Source organism: Tepidimonas sp., assembly GCF_046292505.1.
In the GTDB taxonomy this organism is placed as follows: Bacteria; Pseudomonadota; Gammaproteobacteria; order Burkholderiales; family Burkholderiaceae_C; genus Tepidimonas.
Map to the genome: position 1 here is coordinate 18977 of NZ_JBKBQX010000014.1, position 14542 is coordinate 33518.

Sequence of the window (14542 nt, forward strand, 5' to 3'; positions counted from 1 at the left end):
ATTCCTCACCTCACACGCGGTCGATGATCTTTTCGCCAAACAGGCCCTGGGGACGGAACAGCAGGAACACCAGCGCCAGGACGTAGGCAAACCAGATTTCGATGCCGCCACCGACCAGCGGCCCCAGGTAGACCTCGGAGAGCTTTTCGCCCACGCCGATGATCAGACCGCCGACGATGGCGCCGGGGACCGAGGTGAGGCCCCCGAGGATGATGACTGGCAGCGCCCGCAGGGCGATGGTGGTCAGGGAGAACTGCACCCCGAGCTTGGAGCCCCAGATCATCCCGGCGACGAGCGCCACCACCCCGGCCACGCACCACACGATCACCCAGATGCGGTTGAGTGGGATGCCGATGGACTGCGCGGCCTGGTGGTCGTCGGCCACCGCGCGCAGGGCGCGGCCGGTGGCGGTTTTCTGGAAAAACAGCGACAGCGCCGCCACCAGCAGAGCCGCGATGCCGGCGGCGATCAGGTCCTCCTGGTTGAGCAGGATGCCGCCTTCGAACATACCCTCCAGGATGAAGATCGGGTCCTTGGGCATGCCGATGTTGATCTGGTAGATGTCACTGCCGAAGATGGTCTGCCCGGCGCCGTCGAGGAAGTAGGTGATGCCCAGCGTCGCCATCAGCAGCGTCGCGCCCTCCTGGTTGACCAGGTGGCGCAGCACCAGCGCTTCGACCAGCCACGCCACGGCAAACATCAGCAGCGCCGCCACGGCAAACGCCAGCAAGTTGGCCAGCAGCAGGCTCTCGAAGCCCAGCCATTGGGGCAGCCACTCCGAAAAGCGCGCCATCGCCAGCGCGGCAAACAGCACCATCGCGCCCTGCGCGAAGTTGAACACACCAGAGGCCTTGAAGATCAGCACGAAGCCGAGCGCCACCAGCGAATACAGCATGCCGGCCATCAGGCCGCCGAAGAGGGTTTCCAGAAAAAATCCCATGTCCGTGGCTCCTCAGTGGCTCGTGCCCAGGTAGGCGCGGATGACGTCTTCGTTGTTGCGCACCTCGTCGGGGGTGCCGTCGCCGATCTTCTTGCCGTAGTCCAGCACCACGACGCGGTCGGAGATGTCCATCACCACACCCATGTCATGCTCGATGAGCACAATAGTGGTGCCGAACTCGTCGTTGACGTCGAGGATGAAGCGGCACATGTCCTGCTTTTCCTCGACGTTCATGCCGGCCATCGGCTCGTCCAGCAGCAGCACCTGCGGCTCCATCGCCAGTGCGCGGCCCAGGTCCACGCGCTTTTGCAGGCCGTAGGGCAGCTGGCCCACGGGCGTCTTGCGGTAGGCCTGGATTTCCAGGAAATCGATGATGCGCTCCACGACCTCGCGGTGCGCGACTTCCTCGCGCTCGGCCGGGCCGATGCGCAGCGCCTGCAGGAAGAGGTTGCTCTTCATGCGCAGGTTGCGCCCGGTCATGATGTTGTCCAGCACGCTCATGCCCTTGAAGAGGGCCAGGTTCTGGAAGGTGCGCGCGATGCCCATCTCGGCCACCTGGCGGCTGTTCATGTGCTTGAACGTCTGGCCGCGGAAGGTGATCGAGCCCTCCTGCGGCGTGTAGACGCCGTTGATGCAGTTGAGCATGGAGCTCTTGCCCGCACCGTTGGGGCCGATGATGGCGCGGATCTCGTGCTCCCGGACGTTGAACGAGATGTCGGTCAGCGCCTTGACGCCGCCGAATCGCAGGCTGATGTTCTGGACGTCGAGGATGACGTCACCGATTTGCTTGTGGGCCATGGGGCATCCTGAAAGGTCGAAGTGCCGTCGGGCGCGTGCTTTAGGCCGCGGCCTTCAGGGGGGCGAAGGTCTTGGCGTCCACGATCCGCAGGGTCGCGCTGATCTGGCCGGTGCGGCCGTCCTCGAACTTGACCTGGGTCTCGATGTACTGCTCGGTCTTGCCGCCGTACAGCGCGTCCACCAGCACGCCGTATTTCTCGCCGATGAAGCCGCGACGGACCTTGTTGGTGCGTGTCAGCTCGCCGTCGTCGGCGTCGAGCTCCTTGTGCAGGATCAGGAAGCGGTGGATCTGGCTGCCTGACAGCATCTGGTCGCGGCTGAGGTCGGCGTTGACTTTTTCCACGCACTCTTGGATCAGGGCGTACACCTCGGGCTTGCCGGCCAGGTCGGTGTAGCCCGCGTAGGGCAGGCCGCGCCGTTCGGCCCAGTTGCCCACCGCCTCGAAATCGATGTTGATCATCGCGCAGACCTTCTCGCGCCCGTCGCCGAAAGCCACCGCCTCCTTGATGTACGAGAAGAACTTGAGCTTGTTTTCCACGTACTTGGGCGCAAACATGGCCCCGTCGTTGGGCCCGCCCTTCAGGCGCCCCACGTCCTTGACGCGGTCGATGATCTTCAGGTGCCCGGAGTTGTCCAGGAAGCCGGCGTCGCTGGTGTGGTACCAGCCGTCGGCGTCCAGCACTTCGGCGGTGGCCTTGGGGTTTTTGTAGTACTCCTTCAGCAGCCCGGGCGAACGCACCAGGATCTCGCCCTGCTCGGACAGCTTGATCTCCACCCCTTCGCACGGCACGCCGACGGTGTCGGCCTTGACCTCGTGGTCGGGCTGCAGGCAGACGAACACGGCCGTCTCGGTGGAGCCGTAGAGCTGCTTGAGGTTGATGCCGATCGAGCGGTAAAAGGTAAACAGATCCGGGCCGATGGCTTCGCCGGCGGTGTAGGCCACCCGCACGCGCGAAAAGCCCAGCGTGTTGCGCAGCGGGCCGTAGATCAGGATGTCGCCCAGCGCGTACAGCAGCCGGTCGCCCAGGCCGACGGGCTTGCCGTCCATCAGTTGCGGGCCAACCCGGCGGGCCACGTCCATGAAGGTGTGAAACAGCTTGCGTTTGAAGGCGCCGGCGTCCTCCATGCGGATCATGACGCTGGTCAGCAGCCCCTCGAACACGCGCGGTGGCGCAAAGTAATAGGTCGGCCCGATTTCCTTGAGGTCGATCATCACGGTGCTGGCGGACTCGGGGCAGTTGACCACATAGCCGCACGCCAGCCACTGCGCGTAGCTGAAGATGTTCTGCCCGATCCAGGCCGGTGGCAGGTACGCCAGCACCTCCTCTTTCTCGGTCAGCTTGTCGAACTTGGCGCCCACTTCCGCGCGGTTGAGCAGCGTGAAGTGGGTGTGCACCACACCCTTGGGGTTGCCGGTGGTGCCGGAGGTGAAAAACATCGCCGCGACGTCGTCCGGCCGGGCCTTTTCCACTTCCTCTTGGAAGAAGTCGGGGTGCTCCTGGCAGAACACGGCGCCCGCGGCCTCGACCTCTTTCAGCCCCGCCAGGCCGGGCTCGTCGTAGTTGCGCAGTCCGCGCGGGTCGTCGAACAGGATGTGCGCCATCTGTGGGCACTGCGGCCGGATCTCCAGCATCTTGTCCACCTGTTCTTGGTCTTCCACGACGACGAAGCGCACCTCGGCGTTGTTGATCGGAAAGACGCATTCGGCCGCCACGGCGTCCTGGTACAGCGGCACCGGAATGGCGCCGAGTGACTGCGCCGCGAGCATGGTGGCGTACAGGCTGGGGCGGTTGGCCCCGATCACCACCAGGTGTTCCCCCCGTTGCAGACCGAGCTGGTGCAGGCCGGCGGCGATGTGCCGCACGCGCTCGAGCATCTGGCGCCAGGTGGTCGTTTGCCAAATGCCGTATTCCTTTTCGCGCATGGCGGGCGCGTCCGGTCGCGCGCTCGCGTGCTGGATCAGCAGGCGGGGAAATGTCGTTTGCATACGGGCTCCTCTGCCGCGGCGGTCGTGTGAACACGAGGCGATGCCGCTGTGTTGCCACAACTGTATGGCCGTGTTTGACGTTCTTCTGTCTGTCCGTTGACAATCTAAGGGTTGCCCTGACTAGGACTTTCCCTAGGTGCTTTCGGGCGCGCGAAAGCGGGGGCGAAGAATGGCGACACCACAGCGGGAGTTCGAGGGACCACCGTGAGCCAAGCCAATCGACTGCGGCAGCGCGCGCGCGCACTGAGCGCCGCCGAACTGGAGAGCATCCCCTGGATCGGGCCGCTGGAAGCGCCCGCGCGGGAGCGAGCGCAGGCCGCGCTCGTGGTCAGCGAGGTGGATCCGGGGGATTTCATCTGCCGTGTCGGGCGGCCGGTCACGTACTGGTTTGGCCTGATCGACGGTTTGCTCAAGATGAGCAACGACGACAGCCAGGGGCCGATCATGACGTTCACCGGCGTGGCCCCGGGGGGCTGGTTTGGCGAGGGCACGGCGCTCAAGCGCGAGGCGTACCGCTACAACATTCAGGCGCTGCGGCGCAGTTTGGTGGCGGGGCTGCCGGTGGAGACTTTCCATTGGTTGCTCGACCACTCGATCGGTTTCAACCGTTTCGTGATGAACCAGCTCAATGAGCGCCTGGGCCAGTTCATCGCCGCGCGCGAAATCGATCGCATCACCGATCCGGATGTGCGCGTCGCGCGCAGCCTGGCCAACCTGTTCCATCCGGGGTTGTTTCCGGGCGTGGGGCAGGTGCTGCGCATCACCCAGCAGGAGTTGGCTTACCTGGTCGGGCTATCGCGCCAGCGCGTCAATCAGGCGCTGGCGCGCTGGCAGCAGGCGGGGGCGATTCGGGTGGAGTATGGGGGGCTGCGAGTGCTGGATCTGGATACCCTGCGCAGCGCCGGGCGCGGGATGGATTGATGGGGGCCGCAGTCGGACCCGAGGGCGGGTTACAGTCCCGCCATGAGCATGCGTTTGAACAAGCGGCTGGCGGAGCTGGGCCTGTGCTCCCGCCGCGAGGCCGATGACTGGATTGCGCGCGGGTGGGTGCACGTCAACGGCCGGCCGGCCGTGCTGGGGCAGCTCGTCGGCGCAGCCGATCGTGTGGAGGTGGCGCCGTCGGCGCGCGCGCAGCAGCGCCAGCAGGTCACCATCCTGTTGCACAAGCCGGTGGGCTATGTCAGCGGCCAGCCGGAGGATGGCCACCCCAGCGCCGCGACCCTGGTTCGGGCCCAGACCCGCTGGCGCGAGGACCGCTCCCCCCGGCGTTTCGAGCCAGCGCACACCCGCGGGCTGGCGCCGGCGGGCCGGCTCGACATCGACTCCACCGGGCTGCTCGTGCTGACGCAGGACGGCCGGGTGGCCAAGGCCATCGTGGGCGAGCGCTCGGCGGTGGACAAGGAGTACCTGGTGCGCGTGCAGTGGGCCCCGCACGGCCCCAAGGGCCCTGGGGTGGTGGCGCAGAACGTGCAGGCCGTCTGTCCAGCTGAGGCGCTGGCACGGCTGCGCCACGGGCTGGCGCTGGACGGGGTGCCGCTGCGTCCTGCGCAGGTGGAGTGGATCAATCCCGAGCAGTTGCGTTTCGTCCTCACCGAGGGCCGCAAGCGCCAGATCCGCCGCATGTGCGAGCTGGTGGGGCTGCATGTGGTGGGCCTCAAGCGTGTGCGCATCGGCCGCGTGGCGCTCGGGGCGCTGCCGCCCGGCCAATGGCGCTATCTGGGAGCGCATGAGCGCTTTTGAGCGGGCCTTGAAACGGCGGCGTCTGCCCTCACCTGTCAGGCGGCACGGGACGCGTCCGCGCACCGCATGACGCGCCCCGCCGTCATCGCTTGGACTCTCCGCCTAACCATCGAGCCCCATGAGCAAGCACACCCACGCCTTTCAGGCCGAAGTGGCCCGGCTGTTGCACCTGGTCACGCATTCGCTGTATTCCAACCCCGACATCTTTTTGCGTGAGCTGATTTCCAACGCCTCCGACGCTTGCGACAAGCTGCGCTTCGAGGCGCTGGCCGATGCCGCGCTGTACGAGGATCAGCCCACGCTGGAGATCCGCGTCGCTTTCGACAAGGCGGCCAAAACCATCACCATCACCGACAACGGCATCGGCATGAGCGAGGCCGAGGCGATCGAGCACCTGGGCACCATCGCCAAGAGCGGCACGCGCGACTTTTTGCAGCGGCTCTCGGGCGATCAGAAGCAGGACGCGCAACTGATCGGCCAGTTTGGGGTCGGCTTCTACTCGGGCTTTATCGTGGCCGACCGCATCACGGTGGAGAGCCGCCGCGCCGGCTTGCCGCCCGAGCAGGGCGTGCGCTGGAGCAGCGACGGCAGCGGTGCCTTCGACACCGAGACGATCACCCGTGCGGCGCGGGGCACCAGCGTCATCCTGCACCTGCGCGACGACGCCAGCGAGTACCTCAACCGCTGGAAGCTCAAGTCCATCATCGGCAAGTACTCCGACCACATCAGCCTGCCCATCCTCATGCAGAAGGAGGAGTGGGACAAGGACAAGGGCGAGTATGTGCTCCAAGACGAGTGGGAGGCCGTCAACAGCGCCAGCGCCCTGTGGACGCGGCCCAAGAAGGACATCAGCGACGAGCAGTACATCGAGTTCTACAAGAACCTGAGCTACGACAGCGAAGCGCCCCTGGCCTGGAGCCACAACCGCGTCGAGGGCAGCACCGAGTACACCCAACTGCTCTACATTCCGGCCAAAGCGCCATTCGATCTGTGGAACCGCGACAAGCGTGGCGGGGTGAAGCTGTACGTCAAGCGCGTCTTCATCATGGACGACGCCGAATCGCTGATGCCCGCGTACCTGCGCTGGGTCAAAGGGGTGATCGACTCGGCCGACCTGCCGCTGAACGTCAGCCGCGAGCTGCTGCAGGAAAGCCGTGACGTCAAAGCCATCCGCGACGGCAACACGCGCCGCGTGCTGTCGATGCTGGAGGATTTGGCCAAGAAGGACGTGCTGCCCACCGGCGAGGCGTGGGAGCGGCTCAGCGCCGACGAGAAGGCCGAGGCCGAACGGCAGGCCGGCAAGTACAGCCGCTTCTATGCCGAATTCGGCGCCGTGCTCAAGGAAGGGCTGGGCGAGGACTTTGCCAACCGCGAGCGCATCGCCAAGCTGCTGCGCTTTGCCTCGACCCACAGCGACGCGGTCAGCGTCAGCTTGGCGGATTACAAGGCGCGCATGAAGGAAGGTCAGGAAGCGATCTACTACATCACCGCCGACACCCTGGCCGCGGCCAAGAACAGCCCGCAGCTCGAAGTCTTCCGCAAGAAGGGCATCGAGGTGCTGCTGATGACCGACCGCGTCGATGAGTGGGCGCTGTCGTTCCTGCACGAATTCGATGGCACGCCGCTGCAAAGCGTGGCCAAGGGCGCGGTGGACCTGGGCAAGCTGCAGGACGAGGAAGAAAAGAAGGCGGCTGAACAGGCGGCCGAGACCTTCAAGCCCGTGCTGGACAAGCTCAAGGACGCCCTCAAGGACAAGGCCAAGGATGTGCGGGTGACGGCGCGGCTGGTCGATTCGCCCGCCTGCCTGGTGGTGGAGGACGGCGAATACTCCATGCAATTGGCGCGCCTGCTCAAGCAAGCGGGCCAAAAGGCGCCGGAGGTCAAGCCCATCCTGGAGGTCAACCCCAGCCATGCGCTGGTGCAAAAGCTCGAGTCGCACCCGCGGTTCGAAGACCTGGCCCACATTCTGTTCGACCAGGCCTTGCTGGCCGAAGGCGGCTTGCCGGAGGATCCGGCGGCGTACGTGCGCCGTGTCAATACGCTGCTGGTGGCCTGAATACCGCTCCAGCCAGGGCGGCACCTACCCCAGCGTGCCGGCAAACTCGATGATCTTGCGGTGATCCGGGGGCAGAAGCGTGTACTTGACGCCTTCTGCCGCCAGGAGGGTCCGCATTTCTTTGTCCATCTCGCGCGCGCGGTTTTCGTCCTGCAAGCGACCTGCGCGGATGTAGGGCTTGTCCGGGTCGCGCTGGGCAAAGATGTTGACGTTGTCGAACTGCCGGTACCACTCCAGGATCTGGCGGCGCGTCTTGTCCACGTCGCAGACGTTGTCTGGATGGCGCGCGTTGTAGTAGAGCAGTTGTGGCAGCCCGCCTTCGGTCACCAGGTACTGCACCTGGCCATCGAGCACCTCCAGCAGGCGGAACTGGTGCAGCGCGATGCCGTACTGGTTGCGCAGCGCTTCGAGGTCCCCCTGCCAGACCAGGGACTTGGCCACTTCGGGCACCAGCTCCACGGTCTTGTGCATCAGATGCAGCTTGAGCACGATGGCCGAGGAATACAAGGATTTGTCACAGCCCGGGCCGCCGACGATGTTGATGACTTTGGTCGGGTAGCGTCGCAGTTTGTTTTCTGGCAGGTTTGGCGTCACATAGCCGACGATGGTGCCCATGACAGTCTCCTCAGCCGGGCTGCAGCTCCGGTCGGTTTCAATCCTAGCACCGCCGCCGGGGCGTGTGTGTCGCGGCGAGGCCCCGGCCGTATGATCCACGCATGACCCGATCCCCCTCCCCCCGGACCCCGCCCGCGGGGCCGCCGCCCGAGGTGCTGGCGGAGTTGCATCCCGGCCAGTCGATCGCGCTGCTGCAGGAGCTGCACATCCTGACGCGCGACGGGCGGCTCAATCAGGATTCGCGGCGCAAGCTCAAACAGGTCAATCATCTGTTGCAGTTCATCGAGCCTCTGCTGCAGGCGGCCGTGGCCGAGCGCGGCGATGTCACGCTGGTGGACCACGGGGCTGGCAAGTCGTATCTCGGCTTTTTGCTTTATGACCGGTTTTTGGCAGTGCGTCCGGTGGGCGCCGTCTGGGGCGTGGAGGCGCGGCCCGAGCTGGTCGAGCGTTCCGCCGCGCTGGCGCAGCGGCTGGGCTTTGCGCGCATGCACTTCGTCGCCGCCACGGTGCGCGAGGCGATGGCGGCGCTGCCCGCCCAGGTGGACGTGGTGACCGCGCTGCACGCCTGCGACACCGCCACCGACGACGCGCTGGACTTCGCGCTGCAACGGCAGGCCGGCGCCATCGTCGTGGTGCCGTGCTGCCAAGCCGAGGTGGCCGCTGCGCTGCGCCGCCACAAGGCGCTGCAGCTGGCGCGCACGCCGCTGGCCGAGTTGTGGCGCCATCCCCTGCACACGCGTGAGTTTGGCAGCCAGGTCACCAATGTGCTGCGCTGTCTGCGGCTCGAGGCGAGTGGCTATGACGTGACGGTGACCGAGCTGGTGGGCTGGGAGCACTCGATGAAAAACGAGCTGATCGTCGCGCGCCGCACTGGTCGGCGCAAGCGCAGCGCGGCCGAGCGCCTGGCCCGCATGCTCGATGAACTGGGCCTGGAGGAACTGCGCGCGCGTTTCGCGGTCGCATGACCATGGTTGGTTTCGATCCGAAGCTGGCGGCGCTGGTCGTTTGGCCCGCGCTGCTGTGGCTGGCCTGGTGGCTGGCCGAACGTGCGCAACCGCGTGGCGTGCCCCGGGTGAGTGTCTATGTCGCGGTGGGCTTGGCGGGCAGCGCCATCGGCTTGGCGCCAGGGTCGGTCACGGAGGGTGGGGGCGCGGCGCTGCTCGCGCAGTTTGCGCTGTCGCTGGTGCTGTTCGAGCTGGGCTGCCGCATCCACCTGGGCTGGTTTCGCCACAACCCGTGGGTATTGCTGATCGGGGTGGCGCAGTCGGTGGCGATTTTCGTGGCGGTGGCCTGGGCCCTGGGGGTGGCTGGCGTGGCGGCCGAGTGGCGGCCGCTGGTGGCCGCGGTGGCGGTCGCGGCGTCGCCGGCCAGCCTGCTGCGCGTGACCAACGATTTGCGTGCCGCTGGCCAGGTGACCGAGCGCGTGCTGCACTTGGCGGCCATCCAGGCCGTCATGGCCGTGGTGTTCGTCAAAGGGGTGTCCGGTCACTGGCACCTGAGCGCCCAAGGCGACTGGATGCAGGCTGCCCTGAGCAGCGTGTATGCCGTTGGCCTGTCGGTGGCGTTGGGGGTGGCGCTGGCGGTGATGGTGACGGCGCTGGTGCGTGGGCCGTTTGGCACGTCCACCGCACCCACGGTGGGCTACGCGCTTGCGCTGGTGTGGCTGACCGTCGTCTCGGACGACGCTGCGCCTGTCGCCGCTGCTGGCGGCCTTGAGTTTTGGCGTGCTGCTGCGCGAGCGTCGGGTGTTCGTTGCCAACGCCCAGCGCGATTTCGGCTCTCTGGGGCTGTTGCTCGGCGTGTTTTTGTTTGTCTACGTCGGCTCGCGCATGTCGTGGGGCGCGTTGACGCAGGGGGCGGTGTGGGCCGCTGCGGCGGTCGTGCTGGCTGCGCGGGTGCTGATCCCGGTGGCGTTCAACGTCGCGCTGGCCGTGCCCAGCGGCACGACCGTGCGCAAGGGCGTGCTCACCGGCGTCGCGCTGCTGCCCATGTCTGCCATGACCCTGTTGTTGCTGGAGCGCAGCATCGCACTGGGGCTGCCGCCGGCGACCGAAGCCTTGTGGCACCTAACGGCCGCGCTGCTGTGGCTGGAGCTGCTCGGCCCCTGGGTGAGCCAGTGGGCGCTGGTTGCCGCGCGCGAAGCCGTGCTGGCCCGCAGCGGCCCGGACCGTGCGGGTGCGTCCGCCCCCGCACCGCATTAGGAGTGGTCGATGCCGCTGGAGCCGTTCAAACAGTCCGATGCGCTCTCGATGGGGGTCGAGCTGGAGCTGCAGATCGTCAACACCTACGATCAGGACCTGTCGAGCAGCGCGGACGACCTGCTCGCGCTGCTCAAGCGCGCGCCGTTTCCGGGCAGCGTCACGCCGGAGATGACGCAGAGCATGGTCGAGATCGCCACCGGCGTGCACACGCGCCACGACGCGCTGCTGGCGCAGCTGCGCGCGATCCGCGACACGCTGCTGGCGGCGGCCGAACGGCTCAACGTCGAGCTGGCCGGCGGCGGCACGCACCCGTTTCAGCGCTGGTTCGAGCAGCGCATCTTCGACAAGCCGCGCTTTCAGCAGCTCTCGGGCCTGTACGGGTATCTGGCCAAGCAGTTCACGGTGTTCGGCCAGCACGTGCACATCGGCTGCCGCTCGGCCGACGAGGCGCTGTTCCTGCTGCATGCGCTCAACCGCTACGTGCCGCACTTCATCGCGCTGTCGGCTTCCTCGCCGTTCTTCCAGGGGGTGGACACGCTGTTCGACTCGGCGCGGCTGAACTCGGTGTTCGCGTTTCCGCTCAGCGGCCGCGCGCCGTTCGTGCTGCGTTGGGACGATTTCGAACAGGGCTACTTCCGCAAGATGGAGTCCACCGGGGTCGTCCAGTCGATGAAGGACTTCTACTGGGACATCCGCCCCAAGCCGGAGTACGGCACGATCGAGCTGCGCGTCTGCGATACGCCGCTGACGGTGGAGCGTGCCGCGGCGCTGGCCTGCTACCTGCAGGCGCTGTGCCGCCATCTGCTGCAGGGCGGCGAGCCGCCGCCGCAGGAGGACGACTACCTCGTCTACACCTACAACCGCTTTCAGGCGTGCCGCTTCGGGCTGGAGGGCACGATGGTGCACCCGCGCACGCGCGAGCCGCTGTCGATCCGCGAGGACATCTTGGCCACGCTGCGCCGGCTGGAGCCGCACGCGCAGGCGCTGGGCAGCACCGCGGCGCTGGTGGAGCTGGAGGCGGTGGCCGGCTCCGCCGGCAACCACGCCCGCCAGTTGCGCGCGGTCCACGCGCGCACCGGCAGCATCGAGGCGGTGGTGCGCGCCGCGGTCGACGCGCTGCGCGACGGCATGCTAAGCTGATCCGCAGGCGCTCCCGCCCGCGCCGGTGCCCCCTGTGCCTGCCGGGCCCGGGTGGGCGTCCGATTCCACGCACCCACCACCACGCACCCACCACCCAGGAGACGACACCGATGCCTGGCCTGCTGCCCCACATCGACCCGGACGGTCTGCTCGAATTCTCGGTCGTCTACACCGACCGCGCGCTCAACCACATGTCCCAGCGCTTCCAGCGCGTCATGACCGACATCGGCGGCATCCTCAAGGAGGTGTACGGCGCGCAGGCGGTGGCGCTGGTGCCGGGCAGCGGCACCTTCGGCATGGAGGCGGTGGCGCGCCAGTTCGCCACCGACCGGCGCGTGCTGGTGATCCGCAACGGCTGGTTCAGCTACCGCTGGACGCAGATCTTCGACATGGGCCGCATCCCGGCCGAGGCGCACGTGCTCAAAGCCCGCCGGGTGGCGGAGGCGCCGCAGGCGCCGTGGGTGCCGGCGCCGCTGGACGAGGTGGTGCGCACCATCCACGCGCTGCGCCCGGCGGTGGTGTTTGCGCCGCACGTGGAAACCGCCGCCGGCATGATGCTGCCGGACGACTACCTGCGCGCGGTGGCCGAGGCGGTGCACGCGGTGGGCGGGCTGTTCGTGCTGGACTGCATCGCCTCCGGCGCCATGTGGGTGGACATGCGCGCCACCGGGGTGGACGTGCTGATCTCGGCGCCGCAGAAGGGCTGGAGCGGCTCGCCGTGCTGCGCGATGGTGATGCTGTCGCCGCGCGCGCGCCAGGCCATCGAGGGCACCACCAGCACCAGCTTTGCCTGCGACCTGAAGAAGTGGCTGCAGGTGATGGAGACCTACGAGCAGGGCGGGCACGTCTACCACACCACCATGCCGACCGACGCGCTGGCACGCCTGCGCGACGTGATGCAGGAGACGCGCGAGCAGGGCTTTGCCGCGATGAAGGCGGCGCAGGCGGAACTCGGCCGGCGCGTGCGCGCGCTGTTCGAGGCGCGCGGGCTGCGCAGCGTGGCCGCGCCGGGCTTTCAGGCCCCGGGCGTGGTGGTCAGCTACACCGACGATGCGGACATCGCCAGCGGCCGCAAGTTCGCCGCCGTCGGGCTGCAGACCGCGGCGGGCGTGCCGCTGATGTGCGACGAGCCGGCGGACTTCCGCACCTTCCGCGTCGGCCTGTTCGGGCTGGAGAAGCTGCTGCACGTCGAGCGCACCGTCGGCCACCTGCGGCAGGCGCTAGACGCGCTCGGCCTGCACGAGCGTGCCTCTGCGGTGGCTTGAAGCCTCAGCGCGCAAAGCGCCGCCGCGTCAGCGCCAGCGCCACCCAGAACGCCGCGAGCGCATAGCCGGCCAGCACCGCCACGTGCCGCGCCGCGTCGGCCGGCCAGTGGTCCAGAAAGAGCGGGCGCACCAGCTGCACCGCGTGCGTCAGCGGCAGCGCCTCGCCGACCGCCTGCACCCAGCCGGGCAGCTGCTCGCGCGGGAAGAACACGCCCGAGACGAACATCATCGGCGTCAGGAACAGCGTGAAGTAATAGGTGAAGAAATCGTAGCCCTTGGCCAGCGCGTTGAAGATCAGCGCCAGGCTCGCAAACGTCACGCCGGTCAGCGCCAGCACCGCCCACGCCAGCACGAGCTTAGGGCTGTGGCCGATGCCGAGCAGCAGCATCACCAGCAGGATCGCGCTGGCGGCAAACAGCGCCTTGAACGCCGCCCACAGCATTTCGGCCAGCACGATGTCGTCCAGCGTCACGGGGGCGTTGAGGATGCCGTCCCAGGTGCGCTGCACGTGCATGCGCGAGAACGCCGAATACAGCGCCTCGAAGGTGGCGGCGTTCATCGTGCTCATGCAGACGCTGCCGCTGGCCAGGAACACCAGATATGGCACCGGCTGCGTGCCGCCCCCGGGCAGGGGCAGCGTGACGCTGCCGACCAGCGCGCCCATGCCATAGCCGAACGCCACCAGCCAGATCAGCGGCTCGGCGATGTTGCCGACCAGGCTCGGGATCGCCAGCTTGCGCCAGACCAGCAGGTTGCGCCGCCACACGGCCACGAAGCGCCCGCTCGGCCGCGGCGGCGCCCAGCAGGCGGGGTTGAGCACGTCACGCATGCGGTTCATCCTTCGGCGCGGATCTGCCGGCCGGTCAGGCGCAGGAACAGATCCTCCAGGTTGGCCGGGCGGTGCAGCAGCCGCAGCTGTGGCCGCCCCGCCAGTCGCGCCAGCAGCGGGCGCGCGTCGCGGGTGTAGAGGAAGGTCGTCTCGCCGTGCGTCTCGACGCGGCCGGCCAGCGCGCGCGCCTCGTCGTCCAGCAGCGCGGCCACGTCCGGCTGGCCCTGCTCGCCGTACAGCTCGATCACCTCCGGCTCCAGGTGCTGCGCGATCAGCGCGCGCGGGGCGCCTTCGGCGATGCGCCGGCCGTGATCGACGATCACCAGCCGGTGGCACAGCCGTTCGGCCTCGTCCATGAAGTGCGTGGTCAGCAGGATGCTCTTGCCCTGCTGCAGCAGGCGCTGCAGCCGCTCCCACATCAGGTGGCGCGCCTGCGGGTCCAGCCCGGTGGTCGGTTCGTCCAGCAGCAGCAGTGCCGGATCGTTGACCAGCGCGCGCGCCAGGCTCAGGCGCCGCCGCATGCCGCCGGAAAGCTCCCCTGGGCGCGCATCGGCCTTGTGCGAAAGCGCCGCAAAATCCAGCAGCGGCGCGATGCGCGCGCGCAGCTGCGCCTGCGGCAGCCCGAAGTAGCGCCCGTAAACCAGGAGGTTCTCAGCGCAGGTGAAGTCCGGATCCAGCGTGTCGAACTGCGCCACCACGCCCAGCCGCGCCTTGATCGCGCGGGCCTGCTGAGGCATCGGCAGGCCGAAGACGCGCACCGACCCGGCGTCCGGCGCCACCAGCCCCAGCGCCATGCGCAGCGTGGTCGTCTTGCCCGCCCCGTTGGGCCCGAGCAGCCCGACGCATTCGCCCGCCGCGATCGAAAACGACAGATCGTCCACCACGGCGCGCCCGCCGTAGCGCTTGGTCAGCCCGTCGATCTGCAGCAAAGCCTCGGCCATGGCGGCATTGTGCCGTGGCCAGTGAACCCC

14 protein-coding genes are annotated in these 14542 nt (G+C 67.9%); 7 read left to right on the plus strand and 7 right to left on the minus strand.

Annotated features, from left to right (window positions below; all coding sequences use genetic code 11):
* Nucleotides 1-10: 10 nt before the first annotated feature.
* Genes ACK4TH_RS07655 through ACK4TH_RS07665 form a run of 3 tightly spaced genes read right to left on the minus strand, consistent with a single transcriptional unit; the run spans nt 11 to nt 3725 of the window.
* A complete protein-coding gene (locus ACK4TH_RS07655) occupies nt 11-940 on the minus strand; it encodes a branched-chain amino acid ABC transporter permease (protein WP_409624599.1) in 930 nt (309 codons plus the stop codon).
* Between the two features lie 12 nt (nt 941-952).
* Entirely contained in the window at nt 953-1738 is a 786-nt protein-coding gene (locus tag ACK4TH_RS07660) for an ABC transporter ATP-binding protein (RefSeq protein WP_068606285.1), read from the minus strand.
* Between the two features lie 40 nt (nt 1739-1778).
* Nucleotides 1779-3725: an AMP-dependent synthetase/ligase gene (locus ACK4TH_RS07665; protein WP_409624602.1), complete on the minus strand. Its 1947-nt coding sequence runs from the start codon at nt 3723-3725 to the stop codon at nt 1779-1781.
* A 204-nt stretch (nt 3726-3929) separates the two neighbouring features.
* Here ACK4TH_RS07665 and ACK4TH_RS07670 point away from each other — a divergent pair, with 204 nt between their 5' ends.
* From ACK4TH_RS07670 to htpG, 3 genes are all read left to right on the plus strand, one after another.
* Nucleotides 3930-4646, plus strand: a complete 717-nt coding sequence (locus ACK4TH_RS07670) for a Crp/Fnr family transcriptional regulator (protein ID WP_409624605.1) — start codon at nt 3930-3932, stop codon at nt 4644-4646.
* Nucleotides 4647-4694: 48 nt separating this feature from the next.
* Nucleotides 4695-5465 (plus strand): pseudouridine synthase, encoded by a 771-nt coding sequence (locus ACK4TH_RS07675; RefSeq protein WP_409624681.1) that lies wholly within the window; start codon nt 4695-4697, stop codon nt 5463-5465.
* Between the two features lie 118 nt (nt 5466-5583).
* A complete protein-coding gene (gene htpG / locus ACK4TH_RS07680; protein WP_409624608.1) occupies nt 5584-7521 on the plus strand; it encodes a molecular chaperone HtpG in 1938 nt (645 codons plus the stop codon).
* A gap of 24 nt (nt 7522-7545) precedes the next feature.
* Here htpG and ACK4TH_RS07685 read toward each other — a convergent pair whose 3' ends face one another.
* A complete protein-coding gene (locus tag ACK4TH_RS07685; RefSeq protein ID WP_409624611.1) occupies nt 7546-8136 on the minus strand; it encodes a hypothetical protein in 591 nt (196 codons plus the stop codon).
* A gap of 101 nt (nt 8137-8237) precedes the next feature.
* On the opposite strand from ACK4TH_RS07685, the gene ACK4TH_RS07690 reads away from it, so the two are divergent.
* Nucleotides 8238-9101, plus strand: coding sequence for a class I SAM-dependent methyltransferase (locus ACK4TH_RS07690; RefSeq protein WP_409624614.1), 864 nt, complete (start codon nt 8238-8240; stop codon nt 9099-9101).
* A 115-nt stretch (nt 9102-9216) separates the two neighbouring features.
* Here ACK4TH_RS07690 and ACK4TH_RS07695 read toward each other — a convergent pair whose 3' ends face one another.
* Nucleotides 9217-9591, minus strand: coding sequence for a hypothetical protein (locus tag ACK4TH_RS07695; RefSeq protein WP_409624617.1), 375 nt, complete (start codon nt 9589-9591; stop codon nt 9217-9219).
* Nucleotides 9592-9848: 257 nt separating this feature from the next.
* On the opposite strand from ACK4TH_RS07695, the gene ACK4TH_RS07700 reads away from it, so the two are divergent.
* From ACK4TH_RS07700 to ACK4TH_RS07710, 3 genes are all read left to right on the plus strand, one after another.
* The gene (locus ACK4TH_RS07700) at nt 9849-10337 is read left to right on the plus strand and encodes a hypothetical protein (protein WP_409624620.1); all 489 of its coding nucleotides are present in this window, start codon (nt 9849-9851) and stop codon (nt 10335-10337) included.
* 9 nt (nt 10338-10346) lie between these two features.
* The gene (locus tag ACK4TH_RS07705; RefSeq protein ID WP_409624623.1) at nt 10347-11477 is read left to right on the plus strand and encodes a YbdK family carboxylate-amine ligase; all 1131 of its coding nucleotides are present in this window, start codon (nt 10347-10349) and stop codon (nt 11475-11477) included.
* A gap of 110 nt (nt 11478-11587) precedes the next feature.
* Nucleotides 11588-12742: an aminotransferase class V-fold PLP-dependent enzyme gene (locus tag ACK4TH_RS07710; RefSeq protein ID WP_409624626.1), complete on the plus strand. Its 1155-nt coding sequence runs from the start codon at nt 11588-11590 to the stop codon at nt 12740-12742.
* A 4-nt stretch (nt 12743-12746) separates the two neighbouring features.
* On the opposite strand, the gene ACK4TH_RS07715 is transcribed toward ACK4TH_RS07710, so the two are convergent.
* Nucleotides 12747-13571 (minus strand): ABC transporter permease, encoded by an 825-nt coding sequence (locus ACK4TH_RS07715; RefSeq protein ID WP_409624629.1) that lies wholly within the window; start codon nt 13569-13571, stop codon nt 12747-12749.
* A gap of 5 nt (nt 13572-13576) precedes the next feature.
* Nucleotides 13577-14512 carry an ATP-binding cassette domain-containing protein gene (locus ACK4TH_RS07720; protein WP_409624632.1) on the minus strand — a complete coding sequence of 312 codons (936 nt, stop codon included), beginning with the start codon at nt 14510-14512 and terminating at the stop codon, nt 13577-13579.
* Nucleotides 14513-14542 lie beyond the last annotated feature (30 nt).

Coding starts and splice junctions, on each gene's coding strand:
- ACK4TH_RS07705 (WP_409624623.1), top strand. CDS start 10,347: ATGCCGCTGGAGCCGTTCAAACAGTCCGATGCGCTCTCGATGGGGGTC.
- ACK4TH_RS07695 (WP_409624617.1), bottom strand. CDS start 9,591: ATGACGGCCTGGATGGCCGCCAAGTGCAGCACGCGCTCGGTCACCTGG.
- htpG (WP_409624608.1), top strand. CDS start 5,584: ATGAGCAAGCACACCCACGCCTTTCAGGCCGAAGTGGCCCGGCTGTTG.
- ACK4TH_RS07710 (WP_409624626.1), top strand. CDS start 11,588: ATGCCTGGCCTGCTGCCCCACATCGACCCGGACGGTCTGCTCGAATTC.
- ACK4TH_RS07715 (WP_409624629.1), bottom strand. CDS start 13,571: ATGCGTGACGTGCTCAACCCCGCCTGCTGGGCGCCGCCGCGGCCGAGC.
- ACK4TH_RS07690 (WP_409624614.1), top strand. CDS start 8,238: ATGACCCGATCCCCCTCCCCCCGGACCCCGCCCGCGGGGCCGCCGCCC.
- ACK4TH_RS07720 (WP_409624632.1), bottom strand. CDS start 14,512: ATGGCCGAGGCTTTGCTGCAGATCGACGGGCTGACCAAGCGCTACGGC.
- ACK4TH_RS07655 (WP_409624599.1), bottom strand. CDS start 940: ATGGGATTTTTTCTGGAAACCCTCTTCGGCGGCCTGATGGCCGGCATG.
- ACK4TH_RS07675 (WP_409624681.1), top strand. CDS start 4,695: ATGCGTTTGAACAAGCGGCTGGCGGAGCTGGGCCTGTGCTCCCGCCGC.
- ACK4TH_RS07660 (WP_068606285.1), bottom strand. CDS start 1,738: ATGGCCCACAAGCAAATCGGTGACGTCATCCTCGACGTCCAGAACATC.
- ACK4TH_RS07665 (WP_409624602.1), bottom strand. CDS start 3,725: ATGCAAACGACATTTCCCCGCCTGCTGATCCAGCACGCGAGCGCGCGA.
- ACK4TH_RS07685 (WP_409624611.1), bottom strand. CDS start 8,136: ATGGGCACCATCGTCGGCTATGTGACGCCAAACCTGCCAGAAAACAAA.